Consider the following 22,680-nt stretch of genomic DNA (forward strand, 5'->3'; position numbering starts at 1 on the left):
ACCGTCACAGTGAGTCGGGGTCCACCCGGACGAGTACTCCGTGGCGCCGCGCCACCGCCGCGCCGCCGGGCAGGTGCGTGGCCCCCTGCCCGTGCCAGTCCACGACGAGCGCCTCCAGCGCCGCCACGTGCCGATGCGACAGCGCGCCGCCCCGGGCGCCCAGCTCGCGGGCCCACGTGTGCAGCACCCGGCCACGCACCGCGGGGCCGAGCGCGGCCAGCGTCGCCACCGACAGGCCCCGCTCCGTCCGGGCGGTCGCCAGCGCCTCGGCGGCCAGCGCGTCCAGCGCCGCGGTGTCCGCCCCCAGCAGCGCCGCCGTCCGGGCCAGGTTGTCCACCACCGCCGGACCCAGCGCGGCGACCAGCGCGGGGAGCGCCTGTCCACGCACCCGGGACCGGGCGTACGCGGGATCGGTGTTGTGCGGGTCCTCCCACGGGCTCAGCCCCAGCGACGCGCACGCCTTGCGGGTGTCCGCCCGCGCCACCGTCAGCAGCGGTCGCAGCAACCGGCCCCGGCGCACGGGCATCCCGGCCAGTCCCCGCGGCCCGGCCCCCCGAGCCAGCGCCAGCAGCACCGTCTCCGCCTGGTCGTCCATGGTGTGGCCGAGCAGCACCACCGCGGCGCGATGCCGGACCGCCGCCTCGTCCAGCGCGGCGTAACGGGCGGAGCGGGCCGCGGCCTCCGGACCTCCGGGACCGGTCACCTCGACCATGGCCACCTCGACCGGGTCGAACCCGGCGACCCGGGCCCACCCCGCCAGCCGGGCGGCCCGCTCGGCGGAGCCCTCCTGCAGGCGGTGGTCGACCGTGACGAGCCCGGCCTCCAGGCCGAGCCGCGGCGCCAGGAACGCGGACGCGGCCGCCAGGGCCAGCGAGTCGGCGCCGCCCGAGCACGCCACCAGCACGCGGGTACCCCGGGGCAACCCGGCCAGCGCGACGCGCACCGCCTGCCGGACGGTGGCCACCGCGGCCGGGATCCGCGCCACGGTCGGTCAGTCGGCGGGCGGCAGCGACCCGGCCGGGCCGTGCACCCGCTCCACCCAGGCGTCCGGGTCGTTCAGCTCCTCCAGCCGGGGCAGGGTCAGCGGGGAGCTGAACACCTTGTTGAACCCGGCCATCCCGACGCGTTCCACGACGCCGTGCACGAACTTGCGGCCCTCGGCGTACTGGCGCATCTTGACCTCGATGCCGAGCAGCCGCCGGATCGCCTTCTCCAACGGGTTGCCGCTGGCCCGGCGCTGGTTGAACTTGGACCGGATCGACTCGACCGTCGGGATGACCTCGGGGCCGACACCGTCCATCACGAACTCGGCGTGCCCCTCCAGCAGGGTCATCAGCGCGGTCAGCCGGTCCAGCACGGCCTTCTGCGCAGGGGTCTGCACCAGATCCAGCACCGACGAGTGGCTCTCGGAGTCGCGCAGCACGTCCGAGAGGGTCGCGATGCCGCGGCGCAGCCGCTCGAGGATGTGCTCGCCGCTCTGCGACGCGTCGACGAACGCCTGCACCTCGCCGAGGAAGTAGCCCCGCATCCACGGGACGGCGGTGAACTGCGCGCGGTGGGTGACCTCGTGCAGGCACACCCACAGCCGGAAGTCGCGCGGATCGGCCTGGATCTTGCGCTCGACCTCGACGATGTTCGGCGCGTTGAGCAGCAGCTGGCCGGGATCGTCGGTGAAGACCTCATACTGCCCGAGGACCCGGCCGGACAGGTACGCCAGCACCGTGCCGGCCTGCACACCGGTCAGCCGCGAGCCGATCGCGTCGGCGACCGCGCCGGGCGGGTTGTCCCCGGTGATGCGGCTGGCCAGCGGGACGATGACCTGCTTGAGGCCGGTGATGTTGACCGCGGCCCAGTCCTTGCGATCCACCACCCGCACCGGCGGCACCTCGACCTGCGGGACCAACCCGGTGTACGCCGCCACGTGCTCGGCGGCCTCGTCGGTCAGCTCCCGCAACCGGACCACGACCTGCGTAGCCTCCTCGTAGGACACCGCGGGGCCTGACTTCGACAAGGCGCCCGCGGTGGCGGCGGCCAGGTCCCAGTCCACGAACTGCGCCATGCCCACCACCGTACCCGTGCGGGGCCACGGCGCAGCTCCGGCGAAAACCCGGAGATCAGCAGCCGCAGTCGACCAGCCGGGCCGCCATCCGGTCCAGCGCCGCCCGAGCCGGTACGGCGTCCCCGGTGGCGTCCGCCATGAACGCGAAGACCAGCAGCCGGCCGTCCCTGGTCACCAGCTCACCCGCCATCGTGTTGACCCCGTTGAGCGAGCCGGTCTTGGCCCGGACGATGCCCTGCCCGACGCGGTTCGGGTTCGGCGTGACGAACCGGGTCTGCAGGGTGCCGGACCAGCCCGCCACCGGCAGGCCGCCGAAGAGGCTGCTCAGCGCTGGCTGCTTGCCGCCCGCGGCGAGCGCCAGGAGCTTGGTGAGCACGGCCGGGCTGATGCCGTTGTTCCGGGACAGGCCGCTGGCGTCGGACAGACTGGTCTCGTCGGCGGGCAGGCCCAGCTCGCCCAGCTTGGCGATCATCGCCTCGGTCGCGCCCTCGAACGTCGCGGGCTTGCCCGCGGCGAGCGCGACCTGGCGGCCCATGGCCTCCGCGATGACGTTGTCGCTCTGCTGCAGCATCCAGTCGAGAACGTGCACCAGCGGCGGGGACTGCACCGCGCCCAGTTCCGTGCCGGGCGCGACCGCCTGGCCGGGCGCCGTGGCCGCCGCGGCGGCGGGAGCCTTGCCGCGGCTGACCGCACCGGCCGGCACGCCGAGCTGTGCCGCGAACGCCCGCCCCGCCGCCATGGCCGGGTCGCTGTAGCGGGGGTCACCGCCGAACTCGTGGTGCACCGGCTTGATCCGGCCCGCGTTGGTCATCAGCGACTGGATCGCGGCGACCTGTCCCTCGGGCGCGATCAGGCCCGAGCTCCAGCCGGTCGCCGTGGTGGGGCCGGAGAACAGTGAGGTGTCCACTACGACCTTGGTCGGCTTCGTGTCGCCGAGGGCCTTGCGCACCTGGGCGGCGAGGCGGTCGAGCCGGGCGGCGCCGGGGAACTGGCCCTTGGCGTTGACCGCCAGCGTCGGGTCGCCGCCGCCGACGATCACCACCTCGCCCGGCTCGGCCCCCGCCACCGCGCGGGTACTCAGCCGGTAGGCGGGCCCGCGCGCCGCGAGGACGGTGGCCGCGGTGATCAGCTTGGTGGTCGAGGCCGGGATGGTCCTGGTGTCGGCGTTCTGCTCGAACAGCGCCTCCCCGGTGGCCACGTCCACCACGGAGACGTTCACCCGCGATCCCAGCGCCGGCGCCTGGACGAGCGACGCCAGCGCGTCCTTCACCCGGGCCGCCGAGGGTGCGGCGGCCTCGGCCCCCGCGGCGCGCAGCACCGGCGTCGGGCTCGGGTCGGGGGTGGGTGGCGCGGTCGTCGGCGCGCTCGGGCCGGCCGCCAGCCAGGCGCGTACCGGGCCGGGCCGGGCGACCAGGACGGTCGCGGCGGCGACCGCCAGCAGGAGCACGGTGGCCAGCGCCGAGATCAGGACGGTACGGCGTCCCCGGGAGGCCCCGCCGCCTGCGACCTGCGCCCCGCCCGGGACGCCCGGCGGAACCGGGCCGCTGGGCGGAATCGGGCCGCTGGGCGGAACCGGGCCGCTGGGCGGAACCGCCGGGAGGGCGGTGGGGATCGTCGCCGGTGGGTGACCCGGGGCGGCATTCATGGCCGAACCGGCGGGCTGAGTCGGGCCGGGCGGCGGAACCGTGGCTCGGCCGGACGTCGCGGGCATCGGGGCGGTCGGCGGCCGCACGGGGGCCGTTCCCCCGACCGGTGGGACCACGGCGCGCCCCGCCGCCGGGGGAACAGGCGCCCGGCCGGAGGTACCAATCGGAGGATTTCCCCCGCCCTGCGGCGCGCCCGCCGGCTGCTGCCGGGATTGCCCCGGAAAATGCGGCGCGGATGGCGGAATCTGCGGCGCCCGCGCGGCGTCCTGAGGTCCAATAGGCGGGACGACAGCCGGGGTGGCGGAGGGCGGCGGCACCGGCACACCGGCCCGGCCGGCCGGTGCGCGGCCAGGTCGGGGCGCCTCGGCGCCGTCGCCGTGCTGTGAATCTTGCCTCCCCACGGGCCCCCTCCTCCGATACGGCTGCAGACTTAGGGGAGACTACTGTCATCCGGCACACCGTTGCGCGCGGATACTGCGGGCTCCCGTGTGCCCCGCCTCCGCCGCCGGCCACCCCGCCGGGTCAAGCGCGGGACGAACAAGGGAGCACATCATGGATTTCGACGTTCTGGTTGAGATCCCCAAGGGTCAGCGGAACAAATACGAGGTCGATCACAAGACCGGCCGGATCCGGCTGGACCGGACCCTCTTCACCGCGACCCAGTACCCGGCCGACTACGGGTACATCGAGGGCACGCTCGGCCAGGACGGCGACCCCCTGGACGCGCTCGTACTGATCCAGGAGCCCACCTTCCCGGGCTGCCTCGTCCGCGCCCGGGCCATCGGCATGTACCGGATGACCGACGAGAAGGGCCGCGACGACAAGGTCCTCTGCGTGCCCTTCGAGGATCCGCGCCAGGAGCACCTGCGCGACATCCACCACCTCGGCGAGTTCGACCGGATGGAGATCCAGCACTTCTTCACGGTCTACAAGGACCTGGAGCCCGGCAAGTCCGTCGAGGGCGCCACCTGGGTGGGCCGGGTCGAGGCCGAGGAGGAGATCCGGGCGTCGTTCAAGCGCGCCGCGTCCGCGGAGCACCACGACGGCGAGGACTGATCTCCCGGCCTGGCGAAACCAGGCCGGGAGGCTTCCCGCCTACAGCTTGATGTCCCCGACGAGGCCGTAGAGGCCCACCACGGCGCACGCGACCGGGATCACCGACACCACCACCAGCGTGTCGATCAGGTCGGCGGCGCGCCCGAGATACGGCGAGGGTGGCCGGCGCGACCACGTCGCGCCGGCCACCATCGTGACCAGCGCCAGCACGAACGCCGCCCCGCTCACCGCCAGCAGCATCCCGGCGTCGGCGCCCCACAGCAGATCCACCCCGAGCGCCGCCACCCCGAACAGGCCCGCGACCAGCAGCGGCACCCGCTGGCGCAGCGTGACGAACAGCCGCGAGCGCAGCAGCAACGCCGCCGCGCACACCGCGACCAGCAGACGCGCCGAGCCCGAGCCGTCGGCCGCGAGGACGGTGAACGCCCCGGCCGCCAGCACCGCGTGGCCGAGCAGCATGCCCGCCAGCAGTTCCTCGGTGCGGGCCACGGCGGCGAACACCACGGCCCGCCCCGGCCGCTCCCGCGCCGCGTCCAGCACCCCGGCCGGGGCGGCCGCGGTGAAGCCCTCTGCCGCCTCCCCGCCGGAGGGCAGCGTCACGGGCGGCGTCGGCATCTTGCCGAACCGGATCGCCAGCAGCGGGAGCGCGCCGATCCCGCACACCAGTACGGACAGCAACGCCGCAGCCGCACCGGCCGCGGACGTGACCATGCTCAGCGCCGCCGCCAGCGCGGCCAGCAGGCCGACCGTGGCGCCCGCGGTGAACAGCCGGCGGGCCGCCGCGACCCCCACCCCGCCCAGTACGGCCGCCAGCAGCAGCGCCGCCGCACCGGCCAGCAGCTCCGGGCCGCCGAGCCACGGGAGGATGCCCAGCACCCCGACCCGGTCACCCGCGGCCGGGGCGATCAGCACCGCGCCACCCGCGAACGCGTACGGCATGGCGCAGGCGCCCAGTGCGGCACCGGCCCGCGCGTCCCCGTACGCCCGGGAGGCCGTCACGCCCGCCAGGGCAAGCAGCACCGCGATGCCGAGCCCGACGAACGCCGAGCCGGGCCACCCCGGACCGGCGGAGAGCACCGCCAGCAGGCCCAGCCCCAGCAGCACGGCCCCACCGGCCAGCGTCGCCGCACGGGTCGCCGCGGGGGTCCAGACCGTGCCACGGCGGCGCGCCCCCTCGGCGACCGCCTCGACCACGTCGTCGTACTCCAGCTCCGGCCACTGTTCGCGGGCGGGCACGAGGTGCAGCACCTCGCCGTCGCGCACGCCCTGCGGGAACAGACCCTGGGCGGTGGTCAGGGCCACCCCGTCGGTGCGCCGCAGCAGCCAGCCGCCGTGCTTCTCCCCGTCGTCGGCCAGCCCTTCCCCGGCGTGCCGCAGCACCTCGGGCAGCAGCTCCGCCAGCGGGACGTGTTCGGGCAGCGCGACGTCGACCCGGCGCTGGGGCGCACTGATCGTGACCCGAGCAAGACCCACCGTCATGTTGTGCCAACCTTTCGCATGCGCTCGCACCCCCGCTTCGCCAGTGTGTTCGGGCCTGCCGTCGCCTCGATCGGTGCGGCCGAGGGCTGCGGAACGGAGGGCACTTTACCTACCATGGGCCGACCGCGGTGCCCGGTGACCGGCCGCGGACGGGGCGAAGGGACTGTCTGCACAGATGAGCACGGTGGTGATCAAGCGGGGTGCCCGGCGTCCGGCGCCGGAGATCCCGACGGGTGAGCTGGCGGTCGACGCGCCACCGGAGATCCCGCAGGCCACCGGGGGCCGCTGGCAGCAGGCTCTGATGGCGCTGCCCATGCTGGGCGGCTCCGTCGCGATGGCGATGATGATGAGCCAGGGCAAGGGCGGAGCCTTCTCGTACGTGGTGGGTGGCCTGTTCGGCGTCTCGTCCGTGGCGATGATGGCCACCTCGCTCGGCAGCAACGGCTCGCCGAAGAAGGCGGAGATGATGGCCGCCCGCCGCGAGTACCTGCGCCACCTCGCCGGGCTGCGCCGCCGGGTCCGGGAGACCGCGGGCAAGCAGCGCACCGGTCTGTACTACCGGCACCCGGACCCGACGCAGCTGTGGTCGACCGCGGGCAGCCACCGGGTGTGGGAGCGCCGCCCCAACGATTCCGACTTCGGCGTGGTGCGGCTGGCGGTCGGCCCGCAGACCCTGGCCACGCCCCTGGTGCCGCCGGTGACCCGGCCGCTGGAGGATCTGGAGCCGATGACCGCGGGGGCGCTGCGCCGCTTCCTGGACGCGTACTCGGTGGTGCCGGACCTGCCGGTGGCGGTGTCGCTGCGCGGCTTCGCGCGGGTCTTCCTGCGCGGGCACGGGCCCGGCGCCGAGGCGGACGCCCGCGCCCTGACCCGCGCGGTGCTCACCCAGCTCGGGGTGTTCCACGCGCCGGACGATCTGATCATCGCGGTGTGTGCCGGGCCGGAACGCCGGGCGGCCTGGGAGTGGGTGAAGTGGCTGCCGCACAACCTGCACCCGTCCCGGACGGATGCGCTCGGCCCGGTGCGCCTGGTCGCCAGCTCCGGCCCCGACCTGGAGAAGCTGCTCGAGGATGTGATCGGCAGCCGGCACCGGTTCAACCCGGCCGGTGGCAGCAACACCGGCCCGCACGTGGTGATCGTGCTGGACGGCGCGGACCTCAAGGGCGCCACCCAGCTCGACGACGGCATCGACGGCGTCACCGTGCTCGATCTGGACGAGCAGCCGCCCCGGCTGCTGGACCGCTCGCTGCTGGTGCTCGAGGTGCGCACCGCCGCGGGCGCTCAGCCCGAGCTGCACACGTACGCGATGGATTCGGCCGCCGACGTCGGCACCCCGGACCGGCTGACCGAGGAGCAGGCGGAGGCGGTGGCCCGGCGGCTGTCCCCGCTGCGGCTGGCGGCCATGTCCAAGTCGTCCGACACTCCGCTGGCCGCCGAGATGGGGCTGGCCGAGCTGCTCGGCATCGCCGACCCGGACACGTTCAGCGTGGCGCAGAGCTGGCTGCCCCGGCCCAACCGGGACCGGCTGCGGGTGCCGATCGGCATGGGTGCGGACGGCGGCCCGGTCGAGCTGGACCTCAAGGAGTCCGCCCAGGACGGCATGGGTCCGCACGGCCTGCTGATCGGCGCCACCGGTTCCGGCAAATCAGAGCTTCTGCGTACGCTCGTGCTGGCGCTGGCCACCACCCATTCGTCCGAGTCGCTGAACTTCGTCCTGGTCGACTTCAAGGGCGGTGCGACGTTCGCCTCACTGGACCGGCTGCCGCACACCGCCGCGGTCATCACCAACCTCGCGGACGAGCTGCCGCTGGTCGACCGCATGGTGGACGCGATCGACGGTGAGCTGGTCCGGCGGCAGGAGCTGCTGCGCAAGGCGGGCAACTACGCCAGCCTGCGCGATTACGAGAAGGCCCGGACCGGTGGGGCCGCGCTGCCCCCGCTGCCCTCGCTGCTGGTGGTCTGCGACGAGTTCTCCGAGCTGCTGTCCGCCAAGCCGGACTTCATCGACCTGTTCGTCCAGATCGGACGGCTGGGCCGTTCGCTGGGCGTGCACCTGCTGCTGGCCAGCCAGCGCCTCGAGGAGGGGCGGCTGCGCGGGCTCGACACCCACCTGTCGTACCGGATCGGTCTGCGGACCTTCTCGGCGCTGGAGTCCCGGGCGGTGCTCGGCGTCCCCGACGCGTACGAGCTGCCCCGCTCCCCCGGGCACGGCTACCTGAAGTTCGGCACGGAGCCGCTGGTGCGGTTCAAGGCCGCGTACGTGTCCGGGGCGTTCCGCCAGACCGGCGCGCGCGGACCGGGCGCCACCGGTGACGGCTCCCCGCCGGAGATCCTGCCGTACTCGACGCACTACGTGCCCGCGCCCAAGCCGGTCGTGGCCGCCCAGCCGAAGCCGGAGGAGATCCCGGCCGGGGAGAGCCTGCTGGACATCATGGTGGACCGCCTCAACGGCCAGGGTCCGCCCGCGCACCAGGTGTGGCTGCCGCCGCTGAACCAGTCCGCCGCGCTCGACGAGCTGCTCGGCCCGGTCACCGCCGACCCGGTGCGCGGGCTGGCGTTCGCCAATCCTGAGCTGCACGGCGCGTTGCAGGTGCCGATCGCGCTCATCGACAAGCCGCGCGAGCAGATCCGCGACGTCATGTGGCTGCCGCTGGCCGGTGCCGCGGGGCACGTGGCGGTCGTGGGCAGCACGCTGAGCGGCAAGTCCACCGCGCTGCGCTCGCTCGTCTGCGGGCTCGCGCTCACCCACACCCCGGCCGAGGTGCAGATCTACTGTCTCGACTTCGGCGGCGGCTCGCTGGGCACACTGCGGGACCTGCCGCACGTCGGCGGCGTGTCCGGGCGACTGGACGCGGTCGGGGTGCGCCGGACGGCCGGCGAGATGCTCACCCTGCTGGCCGAGCGGGAGCAGCGCTTCGCGGAGCTGGGCATCGACTCGATGGCCTCGTACCGGCGGCGGCGGGCGAACGCGCTGGGCACGGGTGCCGATACCGACCCGTTCGGCGACGTGTTCCTCATCGTGGACGGCTGGGCCACCCTGCGTAAGGACTATGAGGAGCTGGAACCGGTCATCACCGACATCGCCACCCGCGGCCTGTCGTACGGCATCCACATCGTGGCCACCGCGACGCGCTGGATGGACTTCCGCCCGGCGATCCGTGACCTGTTCGGATCCCGGCTGGAGCTGCGTCTCGGCGACCCGACCGACTCGATGATCAACCGCCGGGCGGCCGCCGGGGTGCCGGAGCGGCCCGGCCGCGGCATCATCGAGCACCCCACGGACAAGAACAAGAGCCTGCACCTGCTGACGGTGCGCCCCGAGGTGAACACCCTCGGCGACACGGGTGCCCTGGTCAAGGCGATCGCCACGAACTGGCGTGGGCCGGTGGCCCCGCGGGTCCGGCTGCTGCCGTCCGACCTGCCGTACGCGGAGCTGGACGTGTTCCGCAGCTCCGGGCTGCGGTTGCCGATCGGCATCTCCGAGGCGGACCTGCAGCCGGTCGACATCGACTTCGCGACCGACCCGCACTTCCTGCTGTTCGGCGACGCCGAGTGCGGCAAGTCGTCGTTCCTGCGGGCTCTGGCGACGACCGTGATGCGCCGGTTCACCCCGGAGGAGGCCCGGATCATCCTGGTCGACTACCGCCGCAGCCTGATGGACCTGCCGGAGACCGACCACCGCATCGGGTACGGCATCCAGGCGCAGAAGACGCAGGACCTGATGGAATCCGTGGCCGGCTACATGGAGCGGCGCCTGCCCGGCCCCGAGGTGACCGCCCAGCAGCTGCGGGACCGCTCGTGGTGGCAGGGTCCGGAGCTGTTCGTCCTGGTCGACGACTACGACCTGGTGGCGGCCGGGCCGACGAACCCGCTGCAGCCGCTGCTGGAGTACCTGCCGCAGGCCCGCGACGTCGGCCTGCACCTGATCGTCACCCGCCGCGCGGGTGGTGCCAGCCGGGCACTGTACGACCCGGTCATCCAGCGCCTGCGCGAACTGTCCGCGCCCGGCCTGGTGATGTCCGGCCCGGCGGACGAGGGCGCCCTGCTCGGCCCGGTCAAGCCGACCGCCATGCCGCCGGGTCGCGGGCGGCTGCTGACCAGGCGGGAGGGGGTACGACTGGTCCAGCTCTCGCACCTGCCGCCGTCGTGATCGCACGGTGACGACGTACATCCGGTGCGAATGCATGGAAGGACCCCCCACGACAAGACGCTGAATCGGAGTAATCTCCCTGCATCGACCGTCCATCATCAGAATGGCGACGCCGACCTGTGAGCGCTACGAGTTCGCGACTGCGCGCGTCCCGCCGGCCCCGGCGCGACGCGGTAGAGCCGCACCCCAGCGGCGACGACCGCTGCCCGCCTCCGGCCGGGGGTGCCCTTTGGTGAGCGCCCGGCGGTCGCTGCGGCGGATCGTCGCCGCGGCCCTGGCCGGTCTCGTCACCGCGGGCACCTGTGTGGCCCCGGCATGGGCGGCGACCACCGAGGTCGGTCATCCGCTGGAGACCCCCGCCCCGTGGCACGGCGACTCCGTCCGGGACGAGCAGTGGCATCTCAAGACACTGAACGTGGCGAACGCGTGGACGTACGCGACGGGCCAGGGTGTGACGGTCGCGGTCGTCGACTCCGGCGTGGACGCCCGGCACGTCGACCTGGCCGGGCAGGTGCTGCCCGGGCTGGACCTGGTCGATCCGCGCGGTGACGGCGACACCGACCTGGTCGGCCACGGCACCACGGTGTCGGCCATCATCGCCGGCCACGACGACGCCGCCGGGGTCGTCGGCATCGCACCGAAGGCGAAGATCCTGCCCGTCCGGGTCCTGGACGAGGAGAACCGGTACGACGACGCGATGATCGTCGCCAAGGGGGTGCGCTGGGCGGTCGACCACGGCGCCCGGGTCATCAACCTGTCCCTCGGCGGCAACGGCGCGAGCGCCGCGCTGGCGGCCGCGCTGGACTACGCGTTCGCCAAGGACGTCGTCGTGGTGGCCTGCACCGGGAACGCGAGCGCCTCGCCCTCCAGCGGGGTCTGGTATCCGGCCCGCGAGCCCGGGGTCATCGCGGTCGCCGGCATGGAACGCGACGGCAATGTGCTCTGGTCCGGCTCCATCACAGGCAAGGAGACCGTGGTGAGCGCCCCGGCCACCCATCTCGTCGGTGCCCGGCCGGACGGGTACTGGCGGGTGCAGGGCACCAGCTTCGCCGCGCCGATGGTGTCCGCGACGGCGGCGCTGATCCGTTCCCGCTGGCCCACGATGTCCGCCGCAGAGGTGATCAACCGGATCATCCGGACCGCGAAGGACCGCGGCGCGCCCGGCCGCGACACGATGTACGGCTTCGGGATGGTGGATCCGGCCGCGGCGCTGACCGCCGAGGTGCCGTGGGTGGCGAACAACCCGCTGGATAACACCCCAGACCCGGGTGTCTCCCGGTTCGGCAGTGCGCCCGCGTCGGGGCAGGCGCAGTCGGCCCCGGACGACGGGCCCGGCACCACGGGCGCTCTGGTTCCGGGGGCCAACGCGGGGGCCGCGATGCCGGATCAGTCCGCCGCCACGCATTCCGAGCGCGGCTGGTGGGCGGCGGGGGCCCTGTTCCTGGTGTCGGTGCTGGTCGGCCTGGCCATGCTGCGCCGCTTCGCCAACGTCACCTGACCGGTCGAGCGGGTCGGGGCGAGCAGCCGTCCACCTGAGCCGCCCGTGACCACGCCGGCCCGGGGCGGGAACGGCGTCAGGCGCAGTCGCCGGTGCGGACCCTGCGGGTGCGTTCCTGGCCGAGCCGCGCCGTGCCGGACGCCTCGGCCGCGGTCAGTGCGAAGCCGACGTTGCGGTCGTCGGCCGCGGCGGCGAAGATGACGCCCATCACCCGGCCGTTCGGCGCGACGAGCGGGCCTCCCGAGTTACCGCTGCGCACCAGCGCACGGATCGTGTAGATCTCCCGGGTCACATCGGCGGAGTCGTAGATGTCCGGGCCGGTGATCCGGCTGACCTCGCGAACCCGGGCCGACTGCGCGTTGTACGGCCCGTCGAGCGGAAAGCCGAGCACGATCGCGCTGGACCCGGTGCCCGCCGCCTTCTGCACGAACGGCATCACCTGCGCGGTCAGCCCCGGCACGTAGAGGACCGCGAGGTCGCGCTTCGGGTCGTAGACCACCACGGTGGCGTCGAGCCGGCCGCGCGGGGTCTCCACCTGGACGTCGCGGGTGCCGGCGACGACGTGGGCGTTGGTCATGACGCGCTCGGGCGCGTACACGAATCCGGATCCCTCGATGCGCCGCGAGCAGCTCGGGGCCGTGCCCAGCACCTTGAGGACCGAGCGCCGGGCGTTCGACACGATCTGAGAGTTCGCCAGTGCCGGATCGGGCGCCGCGACCTCACGGGCCTCCGTGCGGGCGAGGCCGCCGAAGACGTCCGGGAAGCCGTTGGTGTCCAGGGTCTGCCGCAGCGCCGACGACAGCGCCTGCGCCTGCTCCGGCATCAGCTTGTTGACGCCGCCGAGCACCGCGCTGCTGCGGACCTCGCGATTGAGCCAGGGCAGCGACGAGGAACCCAGCGGCACCGCCACCAGCCACGCCACCAGCAGCACCGCGACCAGCGACACCACCGCGCCGCCGGCGTCGTCGACGCGCTGCAACGGGCGGCTGGCGATGGAACGCCGCAGCCGGGTGCCGAACCATCCGGCCAGCGTCTGCCCCAGCACCGCGAGGGCGAAAATGGACACCAGCGAGACCACGACCCGGGTCGCCCCGCTGGCGAACTGGTCGGCGATCAGCGGCCCGATCTGCAACCCGATCAGAGCCCCGCTGAAGAAGCCACCGAAGGACAGGGCACCGACGACGAAACCCTGCCGGTAGCCGCTGATCGCGAAGATCAGCATCAGCAGGATCAGGATTCCATCGACCACGTGCACCCGCTCAGCGTAGAAGTGGGATTCCAGGCGTTCATGAAACCACCTCGTCCGACGCGCCGCCCGGGGTGGCCGGGGCCGGGGCGGGCAACTCCACGAGCCGCCCGGGCTGCCACGGCCGGGACCATCCGGCCATGTCGAGCAGCGCCGAGATGACCCCGGCGGTGAAGCCCCAGACGAGCATCCCGCGGGCCTGGAACGCCGGCCCGACCCACCCGCTGGGGTGGCGGACCCGGATCCGGTTGGCGGGGTCGACCAGCTCGGCCACGGGCAGCCGGGCCACGTGCGCCACCTCGTCGGGCTGGCGCGGATGCACCGGATGCGGCGCATGCCACCAGGCCAGCACCGGGGTCACCAGGAACGAGCTGACCGGGATGTACAGCGGGGGGAGCATGGCGAGCACGGTGGCCGTCGCAGGGTCCAGGCCGACCTCCTCGTTGGCCTCCCGCAGCGCGGTGTGCGCCGGGTCGCGGTCGGCCGGGTCGGCCGCGCCGCCCGGGAACGCGGGCTGTCCGGCGTGGTTGCGCATGGTCGCGGCCCGCTGCAGGACGAGCAGGTCGGGCGCGCCCGGGGCGCTCTCGCCGAGCAGCACCAGCACGGCGCTGGGCCGCCCGCCGGTGGCGGGCGGCCGGATCGGCGTGAAGTCCTCGGTACGGCTGGTGGTGACGCGCGACAGCAGCGGCTCGAACCAGTCCGGCAGCGCGGTCACGGCGCCACCGTCACACCGATCCAGTCGCGCACATGCGCGGTGAGCCGGTCCTGGTCCAGGGGCAGCGGCTCGACGCGCGCCCGTCCCTGCGCGTCGACGAAGACCGTCACGGGCAGCGTGGTACGGCCCAGGGCGGTGATCAGCGTCCGGTCCCGGTCGTACAGGGTGGGCAGGGTCACGCGATGGTCCGCGGCGAACTCGGCCGCCGCGTCCCGGTCATCGCCGGTGTCGACGCCCACGACCGTGAGCCGGCCCGCGGACTTCTCGGCGAGACGCTGCATGGCGGGCAGCTCCGTGCGGCACGGCTCGCACCAGGACGCCCACAGGTTGACCACCGCAGGGCCCCGCAGACCGGCGAGTTTCACCGGTGCGCCCCCGGTGAAGCACGGCAACTCCAGGTCGGGCAGCGTCGCACCACCGGAGGACCCGCCCGACTGCAGCCGGCCGCCCGCGGCCGCTCCCGAGGCCGAGGCCGCGCCGGACGGCGCCCCCGCGGCCACCGACGGAGCGCCGGACTGCGGCGGCGCGGCCAGCGCGGCACAGTCCGCGAACGGTGACGGCCCGCTCTGCGACGCCGCGGAGCGCCCGTCGGCGGTGCAGGCCGCCAGCGCCAGCGAGGTGGTCAGCGCCAACGAGGTGGTCAGCGCCAGCGAGGTGGTCAGCGTGGGCGCGAGCGTAGCGACCAGCCGGCCCGCCCAGCGTGCCCGGCCGACCGCGGTCACGGCGCCTCCGGCGTGACGATGGCCGCGGCCGGGACCAGCTCCGGATCCACACCGGCCTGGGCTGCCAGGTCGCGGGCCCGTGGGCCCTTCAGCAGGCGCGCGGCGGCCGCGGCCTCGGTCGGTCCGGTGCCGTACGCCGGGCAGGAGGGGGCCAGGGTGCAGGCGCCGCAGGCGGGCTTGCGGGCGTGGCACACCCGGCGCCCGTGGAAGATGACCCGGTGCGACATCATCGTCCAGTCGCGCTTCTCGATCAGGTCGGCGACCTGGAATTCGATCTTGACCGGATCCTCCTCGGCGACCCAGCCGAAGCGGTTCGCCAGGCGGCGTAGGTGGGTGTCGACCGTGATGCCGGGCACCCCGAACGCGTTGCCCAGAATGACGTTCGCGGTCTTGCGGCCGATGCCGGGCAGGGCGACCAGCTCGTCGAGCGTGCGGGGCAGGACGCCGCCGTGCCGCTCGGTCAACGCCTCGCCCAGCTTGATGAGGGAATCCGTCTTGGCCCGGAAGAAGCCGGTCGGGCGCAGGATCTCCTCCAGCTCCGGCCGGTCGCCCGCGGCGTAGTCGGCCGCGGTGCGGAAGCGGCGGAACAGGACCGGGGTGACCTCGTTGACCCGTACGTCGGTGGTCTGGGCGGAGAGGATCGTGGCGACCGCCAGCTCCAGCGGGGTGGTGAAGTCGAGCTCGCAGTGGGCGTCCGGGTGGGTCTCGGCGAGGACCTTTGCCATCCGTCTGGCCCGCCGTTTGCGTCCGATCGGGGTCTCGTTCGCGAACCGTTTGGCGGACCGCACCAGAACGGCCGGCCCGGGGACGGCGGGGGCGGCGGGCGGACGAGTCACGGTGCAAGAGTACGTCGCAGCACCGACAGCGTCGGTGCACGTACCGTCAGGCGGGCGGCGTGATCGCACCGTCGTCGGAGATCCGCGCCCCGGTGTCGGCGAAGTCGTCCGCGGACAGCTGCGCGACCAGCTTGCGGCCGCGCTCGTTCGCGCTGTCCCGGGTGGGCACACCCACCCCGTTCAGGTACGTGGACAGGAAGGTCCCGCCCGCGAAACGGCCGTCCGCACCGAGCGTGACGTGCAGGATTCCGGCGTACTTGAGCACCCCGGAGCTGGACAGGGTCTTCCCGCCCCCGGCGAAGTTGCCCAGGCTGTACGCGATCAGCTTGCCCTTGTAGAACTCCATCCCGCGCAGCACGTGCGGGCCGTGCCCGATGACCACGTCCGCCCCGGCGTCGATCACCGCGTGGGAGAAGGCGATCGGATCGCCCCGGTTCTCTCCGAAGAACAACTCGTTGCCCGGCTTGACATGGTTCCTGTTGGAACCTTCGGCGCCCATGTGCACCTGCACCACGACCAGGTCGGCCTTCTCCTTGGCCTGCCGGATCACCGCGCGGGAGTGGTCGAGGTCGTTGAGGTTGTTCGCCCCCGCGTACGGGGAGAAGCCCACGACCGCGACCGAGACCCCCTTGACGTCCACGACGGTGATCTCGTCCTCGGCGCCGGTGTGCCGCAGCCCGGCCTGCTCCAGGGCCGCGACGGTGTTGCGGTACCCCGCCGCGCCGAAGTCCTTGGAGTGGTTGTTGGCCGTGTTGAGCAGCTGGAACCCGGCCTCCTTGAGGTGCTGGGAGTACTCCGGGGGCGCGCGGAACGCGAAGCACTTGGGGCGCGGCGGAATGCCGCATTTGCTGACCCCGGTGTCCCCGGTCAGCGGCTGCTCCAGGTTGCCCATGACCAGATCCGACTTGAGCCCCTCGGCGACGGAGTCGAAGAAGCCGTCGCCGCCGTTCGCGGGCAGCCGGTTCGGGGCGCCGCCCATGATGATGTCGCCCGTGGCGGACAGGGTGATGGTCCCGTCGGCGGCCGGGCTGGCGGGCTTGGTGCTTGGTTTGGCCTGCCTGGTGCCGGTCGGTGAGGCGGCGGCGGCCGGCTGCTGCCAGCGGGGCGTGTCGGTCGCGGCGTTGCGGCCGGCCAGGGCGACGCCGCCGAGGCCGGCGCCGATCAGCGCGGCGACCACGATGGTGAGGGTGAGGACCGGGCGACCGAACAGCCCGTTGCGCGGCGGGGGGTGGGCATTCATCGACGGCGACGATACTGTCGGGAAGCAACCGGCCACGACGTCCGTTCGGTCCTTCGTCGGTGGCCCCGTCGGTCGCCTGGTCGGTCCCTCGGTCGGTCCCCGGCCGGTCGCTGGGAGCGACGAAATACCGGTCGCCCGCCGGACCGGTTACGCTGCGGATCTAGATCAAGGGGTGCTCCCCTGTTTCCCGTACGCGTGCGCCTAGACTGGTCGAGCGCAGGCGTGGCGCATTCGGAGGTGCGGCGATGGATGAAGTACTGGCTCGCAGCGGGATCTTCCAGGGTGTGGACCCGGAGGCCGCTGAGGCGCTCGCCAAGGAGATGGACACGATCGAGGTCCGTAAGGGCGACATCGTCTTCAACGAGGGCGAGGCCGGTGACAGCCTGTACATCGTGCTCTCCGGCAAGATCAAGCTGGGTCGCCGGGCCGCCGACGGCCGGCAGAACCTGGTCTCGATCATGGGCCCGTCGGACATGCTCGGTGAGTTGTCGCTGTTCGACCCCGGTCCGCGGACAGCCACGGCCACCGCGGTGACGGACAGTCGCCTGGCCCGGCTCAAGAAGTCCTCGCTGCGCCCCTGGCTGAACAACCGGCCCGAGATCGCCGAGCAGCTGCTGCGCGTGCTGGCCCGCCGCCTGCGCCGCACCAACGACGCCCTCGCCGACCTGATCTTCACGGACGTGCCCGGCCGGGTGGCGAAGAACCTGCTCCAGATGGCGGGCCGGTTCGGCACCCGAGACGGCGGCGTCCTGCGGGTCACCCACGACCTGACCCAGGAGGAGCTGGCGCAGCTCGTCGGCGCCTCCCGCGAGACGGTGAACAAGGCGCTCGCCGACTTCGCCTCCCGCGCCTGGCTGCGCCTCGACGGCAAAAGCGTGATCATCCTCGACCCGGAGCGGCTCGCCCGCCGCGCCCGCGTCTGACCTCGCCGCCGACCTGCTGATCCACCTCTGAAGGGCCGCCCGTCCAGGCGGCCCTTCAGCGTCTCCACCGGCGATCCCGTCGTCGCCGCGGACCGCCCGACGGCGTCCCGGCGGGCGGTGGTTTCGCGTTTTCCGCGGACCCCTGAGCGGGCCGGGAAGCAGCCCCGCCCGAGATCCGTGTCGCACCCGGTCGGCCGCTCGTTACGGAGGTGGTCGAGAGGCGATCAGGACGGCGAGAGGGCGCGGGCTTTGGAGACGGTGGGGGGCGGCGCGGCACGCGGTGGGGTGGCGCCATGACCGTGCTGGACAGCGCGATCGACCCGCGCAATCCCGCATACCTGGAGAGCCGCAGCGCCATGCTGCAGCGCCTGACCGAGCTGGAGGCCGCGCTCGAGGAGGCGCGCGCCGGGGGCGGCGAGAAGTCCGTCACCCGGCACCACGCCCGCGGCAAGCTGCTGCCCCGTGAACGGGTCGAGATGCTGCTGGACCAGGACAGCCCGTTCCTGGAGCTGTCGCCCGTGGCGGCGTGGGGCTCCGAGTTCCCGGTCGGCGCGAGCGTGGTCACCGGCATCGGTGTGGTCGAGGGCGTCGAGTGCGTGATCGTCGCGAACGACCCGACCGTCGAGGGCGGTGCGGTCAACCCGTACACGGTGGAGAAGATCCGGCGGGCGGCCCGGATCGCCTCGGTCAACCGCCTGCCCCTGATCAACCTGGTGGAGTCGACCGGGGCGGCCGCACCCGCCGGGCCGCCGCCGGGCGGGGCCATCGCCCGCGACCTGAGCCAGCTCACCGTGGACCGGGTGCCCACGGTCTGCGTGGTGTTCGGTGCGACCAACGGCGACGCGGCCTATCTTCCGGCCCTGTCCGACTACACGATCATGGTGCGCGGGCACGCGAAGGTGCTCACCATCCACCCGCAACCCGCCCGGGCGGCCGGCCCGAACGGCCGCCCCGCCCCCGAGGTACGCAGCACCCCCACGGTGCCCGCCGGGGTCACCGGCCCCGCCGACCAGCTCGCCGAGGACGAGCGGGACGGGCTGCGGCTGGCCCGCCAGTGCGTACGCCGGTTCAACTGGCGCAAGCGCGGCCCGGGACCGCGCACCGCGCCCCCGCTGCCGCCCCGGCACGACCCCGAGGACCTGCTGACGATGGCGGCGGCCGACCCGGCCACCGCGTTCGAGCCGCGCGAGGTGCTGGCCCGCATCCTCGACGACAGCGACTTCGACGAGTTCAAGCCGACCCAGGGCACCGCGCTGGTGACCGGCTGGGGTGAGCTGCACGGCTACCCGGTCGGGGTGCTGGCCAACCTGGGGCAGGCGTTCTCACCTGCTGAGACCCAGAAGGCGGTGCATTTCATCCAGCTGGCCAACGCGACCGCCACCTCGCTGCTGTTCCTGCAGTACACCGGCGCCGCGCCGGCAGCCGAACCGAACGAGGCGGCCGACGTGCGGCACGGCGCCCCACTGGTGCACGCGGTGGCCAAGTCCACGGTCCCGCACCTCACCCTCATGATCGGCGGGACTCCCGCCGCGGAGGCGGGCGGCATCTACGGCCGGGCGTACGAGCCCCGGTTCCTGTTCAGCTGGCCGGTCGAACGGGCCGACGAGGCGTCCGGGCCCGCCCCGTACCCGGTCGGGAAGCTTCCGGACGACGGCGTCATCGACCCCCGCGACACCCGTACGGTGCTCGGCCTCTGCCTCTCGGCCGTGCACAGCGCGGCCGTCGAGGGTGCCGAGCACGTGGGTGTCTTCCGACCCTGAAAGGCGAAGCTGTGATCCGACGTCTTCTGGTGGCCAGCCCGGGTGAGATCGCCCGCCGGGTGTTCGCCACCTGCCGCCTGGTCGGAATCGAGACGGTGGCCGTCTACACCGACGCCGACTCCGACGCCCCCTATGTCTCCGAGGCGGACTACGCGGTCCACCTGCCGGGCAGCACTCCGTCGTCCACCTACCAGCGCGGCGACGTGCTCATCGCCGCCGCCCAGCGCTCCGGCGCGAACGCCCTGTACCCGGGTAACGGCACGCTCGCGGAGGATCCACAGTTCGCGGCGGCGGTGACCGAGGCGGGCATGATCTGGGTCGGCGCACCCCCGAAGACCCTCTGCGTGCTGCACAGCAAGATCGAGACGAAGAAGATCGTGGCCGAGGCGGGGGTGCCGGTCCTGCCGACCGAGACGGATCCGGCGGCGGTCACCCAGTTTCCCGTACTGATCAAGCCGACCGCGGCCGACGGCGGCCGCGGGATGCGGGTGCTGCGCGACCCGGTGACGCTGGCCGAGGCGGTCGCGGCGGCCCGGCAGGAGGCGGGCGGCGAGGTCTTCTGCGAACCGTACGTGGAGGACGCCCGGCACATCGAGATCCCGGTCTTCGCGGACGTGCACGGGGCCGTGGTGCCGTTCGGCGAGCGGGAGTGTTCCGTGCAGCGCCGCTACCAGAACATCGTCGAGGAGACCCCGTCCCCCGCGGTCGACCCGGCGCTGCGCGAGGAGCTGTGCCGGGCCGCGATCATCGCGGTCCGGGCCATCGGGTACGTGGGCGCGGGCAGCGTCGAGTTCCTGCTGGACGCCGAGGGCGGGTTCTGGTTCCTGGAGCTGACCCCCAGCCTGCAGGTGCAGCACGCGGTCACCGAGTGCGTCTCCGGCTACGACCTGGTCCGCCTGCAACTGCTGGTCTCCGAGGGCGGCACCCTGCCGATGCCCGGTCCCCCGCCGATCCGCGGGCACGCCATCGAGGTGCGCATCTGCGCGGAGGACCCCGCGTACGCGTGGCTGCCCGCGACCGGCACCCTGCACCGTTTCGCCGTGCCGGACGTGGCGGGCTCGTTCCGGCCGCTGTCGCAGCCCGGCCTGCGGCTGGACTCCGGGGTGGCGGACGGCTCGGTGGTCGGGGTGCACCGGGACTCGATGCTGGCGAAGCTGGTCGCCTGGGCGCCGACCCGGCAGGAGGCGGCCCGGATGCTGGCCTCCGCGCTGACCCGCTCCCAGCTGCACGGCGTGGTCTCCAACCGGGATCTGCTGGTCCGGGTGCTGCGCCACCAGTCGTTCCGGGCCGGGGACACCGACACCGGATTCCTGGACCGGCACCCCGAGGTCTTCGCGCCACTGCTGTCCAGCGTGGACGCCGTCCGCGTGTCCTGCCTGGCCGCGACGCTGGCCGGGGCGGCAGCCCGGCGCGCGACCGCCCCCGTGCTGGCCTCGCTGCCGTCCGGCTGGCGCAACGTGCCCTCCGGCTCGCAGACCGCGGTGTACGACGGCCCCGCCGGACCGGTCGAGGTCGGCTACCGGATGAACCGCCAGGGCGAGCTGGCCGGCTGGTGGGTGCGGGCCGTGGACCCCGAGGAGCTGGACCTGGCCGGGCTCGGGCAGGCGCCGACGATCGACGACCACCCGCCGACCGCGGTGGTGCACGCCGACGGCACCCGGGTGATCCTGGACGTCAGCGGCATCCGCCTCACGTTCGGGGTGCACCGCGTCGGCGACGTGTCGTACGTGGACAGCCCCGAGGGCTCGGTCACCCTGCGGGAGTTGTCCCGGTTCCCGCTACCCGCCCTGGACACCGCGGAGGGGTCGCTGATCGCCCCGCTGCCGGGCGCGGTCCGCCGCGTGCTGGTCGTGCCCGGCCAGCGGGTCCGCGCCGGTGAGCTGCTGCTCACGCTGGAGGCGATGAAGCTGGAGCATCCCGTGCACGCCCCGTCCGCCGGGGTGGTCGCCTCCCTGCCGGTGCAGCCGGGCGCGGAGGTGGACACCGGCGAGTTGCTGGCGGTGCTCGACCCGGAGTAGCCGGCACGGACGGGCCCGTCCGTTGATCAACCCGGCTCAGTGAGCTGCGCCGGGCCCGCCGATGCCGGGCCCGCCGATGCCGGGCCCGCCGATGCCGGGCCCGCCGATGCCGGGCAGCGTCGCGGCCCACGGCGCCTGGGCGCTGGTCGGCACGGGGAGGTCCCGCCCGGGTTCGGGTCGGTGGTCCGCGGTGGACATCCGGCCCGCAACCGCGCGCACCGGGGGCCGCGACGGCAGCGCCAGCCCCGTGACAGGCCCTGTCAGCAGCAGGAACAGGCCGAAACCGCCGAACAACCACTTGCGCTTGGCCCGCTTGGGCTCCCCGGTGTGCTCGGTCGGGGTGTTGTCGGGCAGGTCACGGGTCGGCGACGCCGGGGGAACCGGCCGCGGCTGCGTCGACGGTCCCGGCCGGGCCGGCACGAAGCCTCCCGAGAAGTACAGACTGGACGCCCCGGGGCCGCCCACGGCGTACGGCCAATGCTCCGCGCCCGGGGGCAGGTGCAGGCCGACCAGCAGGTTGCGCAGTTGCTCGGCGGTGGGACGGGCGCGGGGGTCGCTGGCCATGCCGTAGCGCAGCACGTCGATCAGCTCCCGGGGCACCCCGGGCAGCTCCGGGATGGGCCGGTCGAACATCTCCATGAGGGTGATCAGGCTGGGGCTGCGGTCGGTCTCCCAGCGCGGCGGCCGCCCGCGCATCATCGCGTACAGGGTGGCGCACAGCGAGTACACGTCGACCGCCCCGGACGGGGTGTCCTGCCGGAACATCTCCGGCGGGGCGTACGCGGGGGTGAGCACCTCCAGGGTGACCGACGAGTCGCGCATCTCGCCCAACACGGCCAGCCCGAAGTCGGCCAGCACGGCGGAGTTGAACTGCGAGTACAGGATGTTGGCGGGCTTGACGTCGCGGTGCAGCACGCCGTTGGCGTGCGAGTGCACCAGCGCGTCGGCGATCTTCACCCCGACGTCGCGGGTCTCGGCCGGGCCGAGCGGGGAGACCCGCATCCGGTCGAGGTACGACCCGTCGCACAGCTCCATGATCAGGTACGGGTGCTGGTCGACGGTCACCCCGACGTCGAACAGGTCGACCACGTGCGGGTGCGACGACATCCGCCCGGCCGCCCGCGCCTCGCGCAGGAATCGTGCCTGGTCACGGTGGCTGTCCAGGGTGCGGTTCTCCATCTTGATGGCGACGTCGCGCCCTACGGAGTCCTGGGTGGCCCGGTACACGGTCGCGTACCCGCCGCGCGCCATGACCGACAAACCGGACATGCCTGGCACGTACGGCGTGGGCAGGGCCCCAGGCGCGGTCTCCGTCACGGATAAGAAAATACG

16 protein-coding genes are annotated in these 22,680 nt (G+C 73.7%); 6 read left to right on the forward strand and 10 right to left on the reverse strand.

Translation table 11 applies throughout. From position 1 onward, the window contains the following. Positions 1-4: 4 nt before the first annotated feature. The 3 genes from tilS to dacB are packed head-to-tail and all read right to left on the reverse strand — an operon-like array spanning position 5 to position 3,704. The gene (gene tilS, locus ACMCNO_RS33175; RefSeq protein WP_412753343.1) at positions 5-985 is read right to left on the reverse strand and encodes a tRNA lysidine(34) synthetase TilS; all 981 of its coding nucleotides are present in this window, start codon (positions 983-985) and stop codon (positions 5-7) included. 6 nt (positions 986-991) lie between these two features. Further along, positions 992-2,059 (reverse strand): zinc-dependent metalloprotease, encoded by a 1,068-nt coding sequence (locus ACMCNO_RS33180; protein WP_412753344.1) that lies wholly within the window; start codon positions 2,057-2,059, stop codon positions 992-994. 55 nt (positions 2,060-2,114) lie between these two features. Beyond that, the gene (dacB, locus tag ACMCNO_RS33185) at positions 2,115-3,704 is read right to left on the reverse strand and encodes a D-alanyl-D-alanine carboxypeptidase/D-alanyl-D-alanine-endopeptidase (RefSeq protein WP_412753345.1); all 1,590 of its coding nucleotides are present in this window, start codon (positions 3,702-3,704) and stop codon (positions 2,115-2,117) included. Positions 3,705-4,257: 553 nt separating this feature from the next. Between dacB and ACMCNO_RS33190 the strand changes: the two genes are divergently transcribed. Beyond that, positions 4,258-4,761: an inorganic diphosphatase gene (locus ACMCNO_RS33190; protein WP_412753346.1), complete on the forward strand. Its 504-nt coding sequence runs from the start codon at positions 4,258-4,260 to the stop codon at positions 4,759-4,761. 39 nt (positions 4,762-4,800) lie between these two features. Here ACMCNO_RS33190 and eccD read toward each other — a convergent pair whose 3' ends face one another. After that, positions 4,801-6,240: a type VII secretion integral membrane protein EccD gene (eccD, locus tag ACMCNO_RS33195; protein ID WP_412753347.1), complete on the reverse strand. Its 1,440-nt coding sequence runs from the start codon at positions 6,238-6,240 to the stop codon at positions 4,801-4,803. 175 nt (positions 6,241-6,415) lie between these two features. Between eccD and eccCa the strand changes: the two genes are divergently transcribed. Beyond that, a complete protein-coding gene (gene eccCa / locus ACMCNO_RS33200) occupies positions 6,416-10,390 on the forward strand; it encodes a type VII secretion protein EccCa (RefSeq protein WP_412753348.1) in 3,975 nt (1,324 codons plus the stop codon). A gap of 232 nt (positions 10,391-10,622) precedes the next feature. Beyond that, positions 10,623-11,888 carry a type VII secretion-associated serine protease mycosin gene (mycP, locus tag ACMCNO_RS33205; RefSeq protein ID WP_412753349.1) on the forward strand — a complete coding sequence of 422 codons (1,266 nt, stop codon included), beginning with the start codon at positions 10,623-10,625 and terminating at the stop codon, positions 11,886-11,888. A 76-nt stretch (positions 11,889-11,964) separates the two neighbouring features. On the opposite strand, the gene ACMCNO_RS33210 is transcribed toward mycP, so the two are convergent. From ACMCNO_RS33210 to ACMCNO_RS33230, 5 genes are all read right to left on the reverse strand, one after another. Continuing rightward, a complete protein-coding gene (locus ACMCNO_RS33210; RefSeq protein ID WP_412753350.1) occupies positions 11,965-13,143 on the reverse strand; it encodes a MarP family serine protease in 1,179 nt (392 codons plus the stop codon). Between the two features lie 31 nt (positions 13,144-13,174). Next, complete coding sequence (locus ACMCNO_RS33215) at positions 13,175-13,849, reverse strand: NUDIX hydrolase (RefSeq protein ID WP_412753351.1); 675 nt, start codon at positions 13,847-13,849, stop codon at positions 13,175-13,177. Further along, entirely contained in the window at positions 13,846-14,499 is a 654-nt protein-coding gene (locus ACMCNO_RS33220; protein ID WP_412753903.1) for a TlpA family protein disulfide reductase, read from the reverse strand. The genes ACMCNO_RS33215 and ACMCNO_RS33220 overlap by 4 nt, the downstream gene beginning before the upstream one ends. A gap of 68 nt (positions 14,500-14,567) precedes the next feature. After that, complete coding sequence (gene nth, locus ACMCNO_RS33225; protein ID WP_412753904.1) at positions 14,568-15,362, reverse strand: endonuclease III; 795 nt, start codon at positions 15,360-15,362, stop codon at positions 14,568-14,570. A gap of 91 nt (positions 15,363-15,453) precedes the next feature. After that, positions 15,454-16,647 (reverse strand): CapA family protein, encoded by a 1,194-nt coding sequence (locus ACMCNO_RS33230; RefSeq protein WP_412753352.1) that lies wholly within the window; start codon positions 16,645-16,647, stop codon positions 15,454-15,456. Positions 16,648-16,892: 245 nt separating this feature from the next. Between ACMCNO_RS33230 and ACMCNO_RS33235 the strand changes: the two genes are divergently transcribed. The 3 genes from ACMCNO_RS33235 to ACMCNO_RS33245 all read left to right on the forward strand — a co-directional run bounded on the left by ACMCNO_RS33235 (position 16,893) and on the right by ACMCNO_RS33245 (position 21,348). Then, positions 16,893-17,570: a Crp/Fnr family transcriptional regulator gene (locus ACMCNO_RS33235; RefSeq protein ID WP_130509547.1), complete on the forward strand. Its 678-nt coding sequence runs from the start codon at positions 16,893-16,895 to the stop codon at positions 17,568-17,570. Positions 17,571-17,863: 293 nt separating this feature from the next. Next, positions 17,864-19,330 carry a carboxyl transferase domain-containing protein gene (locus ACMCNO_RS33240; RefSeq protein WP_412753353.1) on the forward strand — a complete coding sequence of 489 codons (1,467 nt, stop codon included), beginning with the start codon at positions 17,864-17,866 and terminating at the stop codon, positions 19,328-19,330. 11 nt (positions 19,331-19,341) lie between these two features. Continuing rightward, entirely contained in the window at positions 19,342-21,348 is a 2,007-nt protein-coding gene (locus ACMCNO_RS33245; RefSeq protein WP_412753354.1) for a biotin carboxylase N-terminal domain-containing protein, read from the forward strand. A gap of 36 nt (positions 21,349-21,384) precedes the next feature. Here ACMCNO_RS33245 and ACMCNO_RS33250 read toward each other — a convergent pair whose 3' ends face one another. Then, positions 21,385-22,665, reverse strand: a complete 1,281-nt coding sequence (locus ACMCNO_RS33250; RefSeq protein ID WP_412753355.1) for a serine/threonine-protein kinase — start codon at positions 22,663-22,665, stop codon at positions 21,385-21,387. Positions 22,666-22,680: the final 15 nt, after the last annotated feature.

Origin of the sequence: Krasilnikovia sp. M28-CT-15 (assembly GCF_047159595.1) — a bacterium.
In the GTDB taxonomy this organism is placed as follows: Bacteria; Actinomycetota; Actinomycetes; order Mycobacteriales; family Micromonosporaceae; genus Actinoplanes.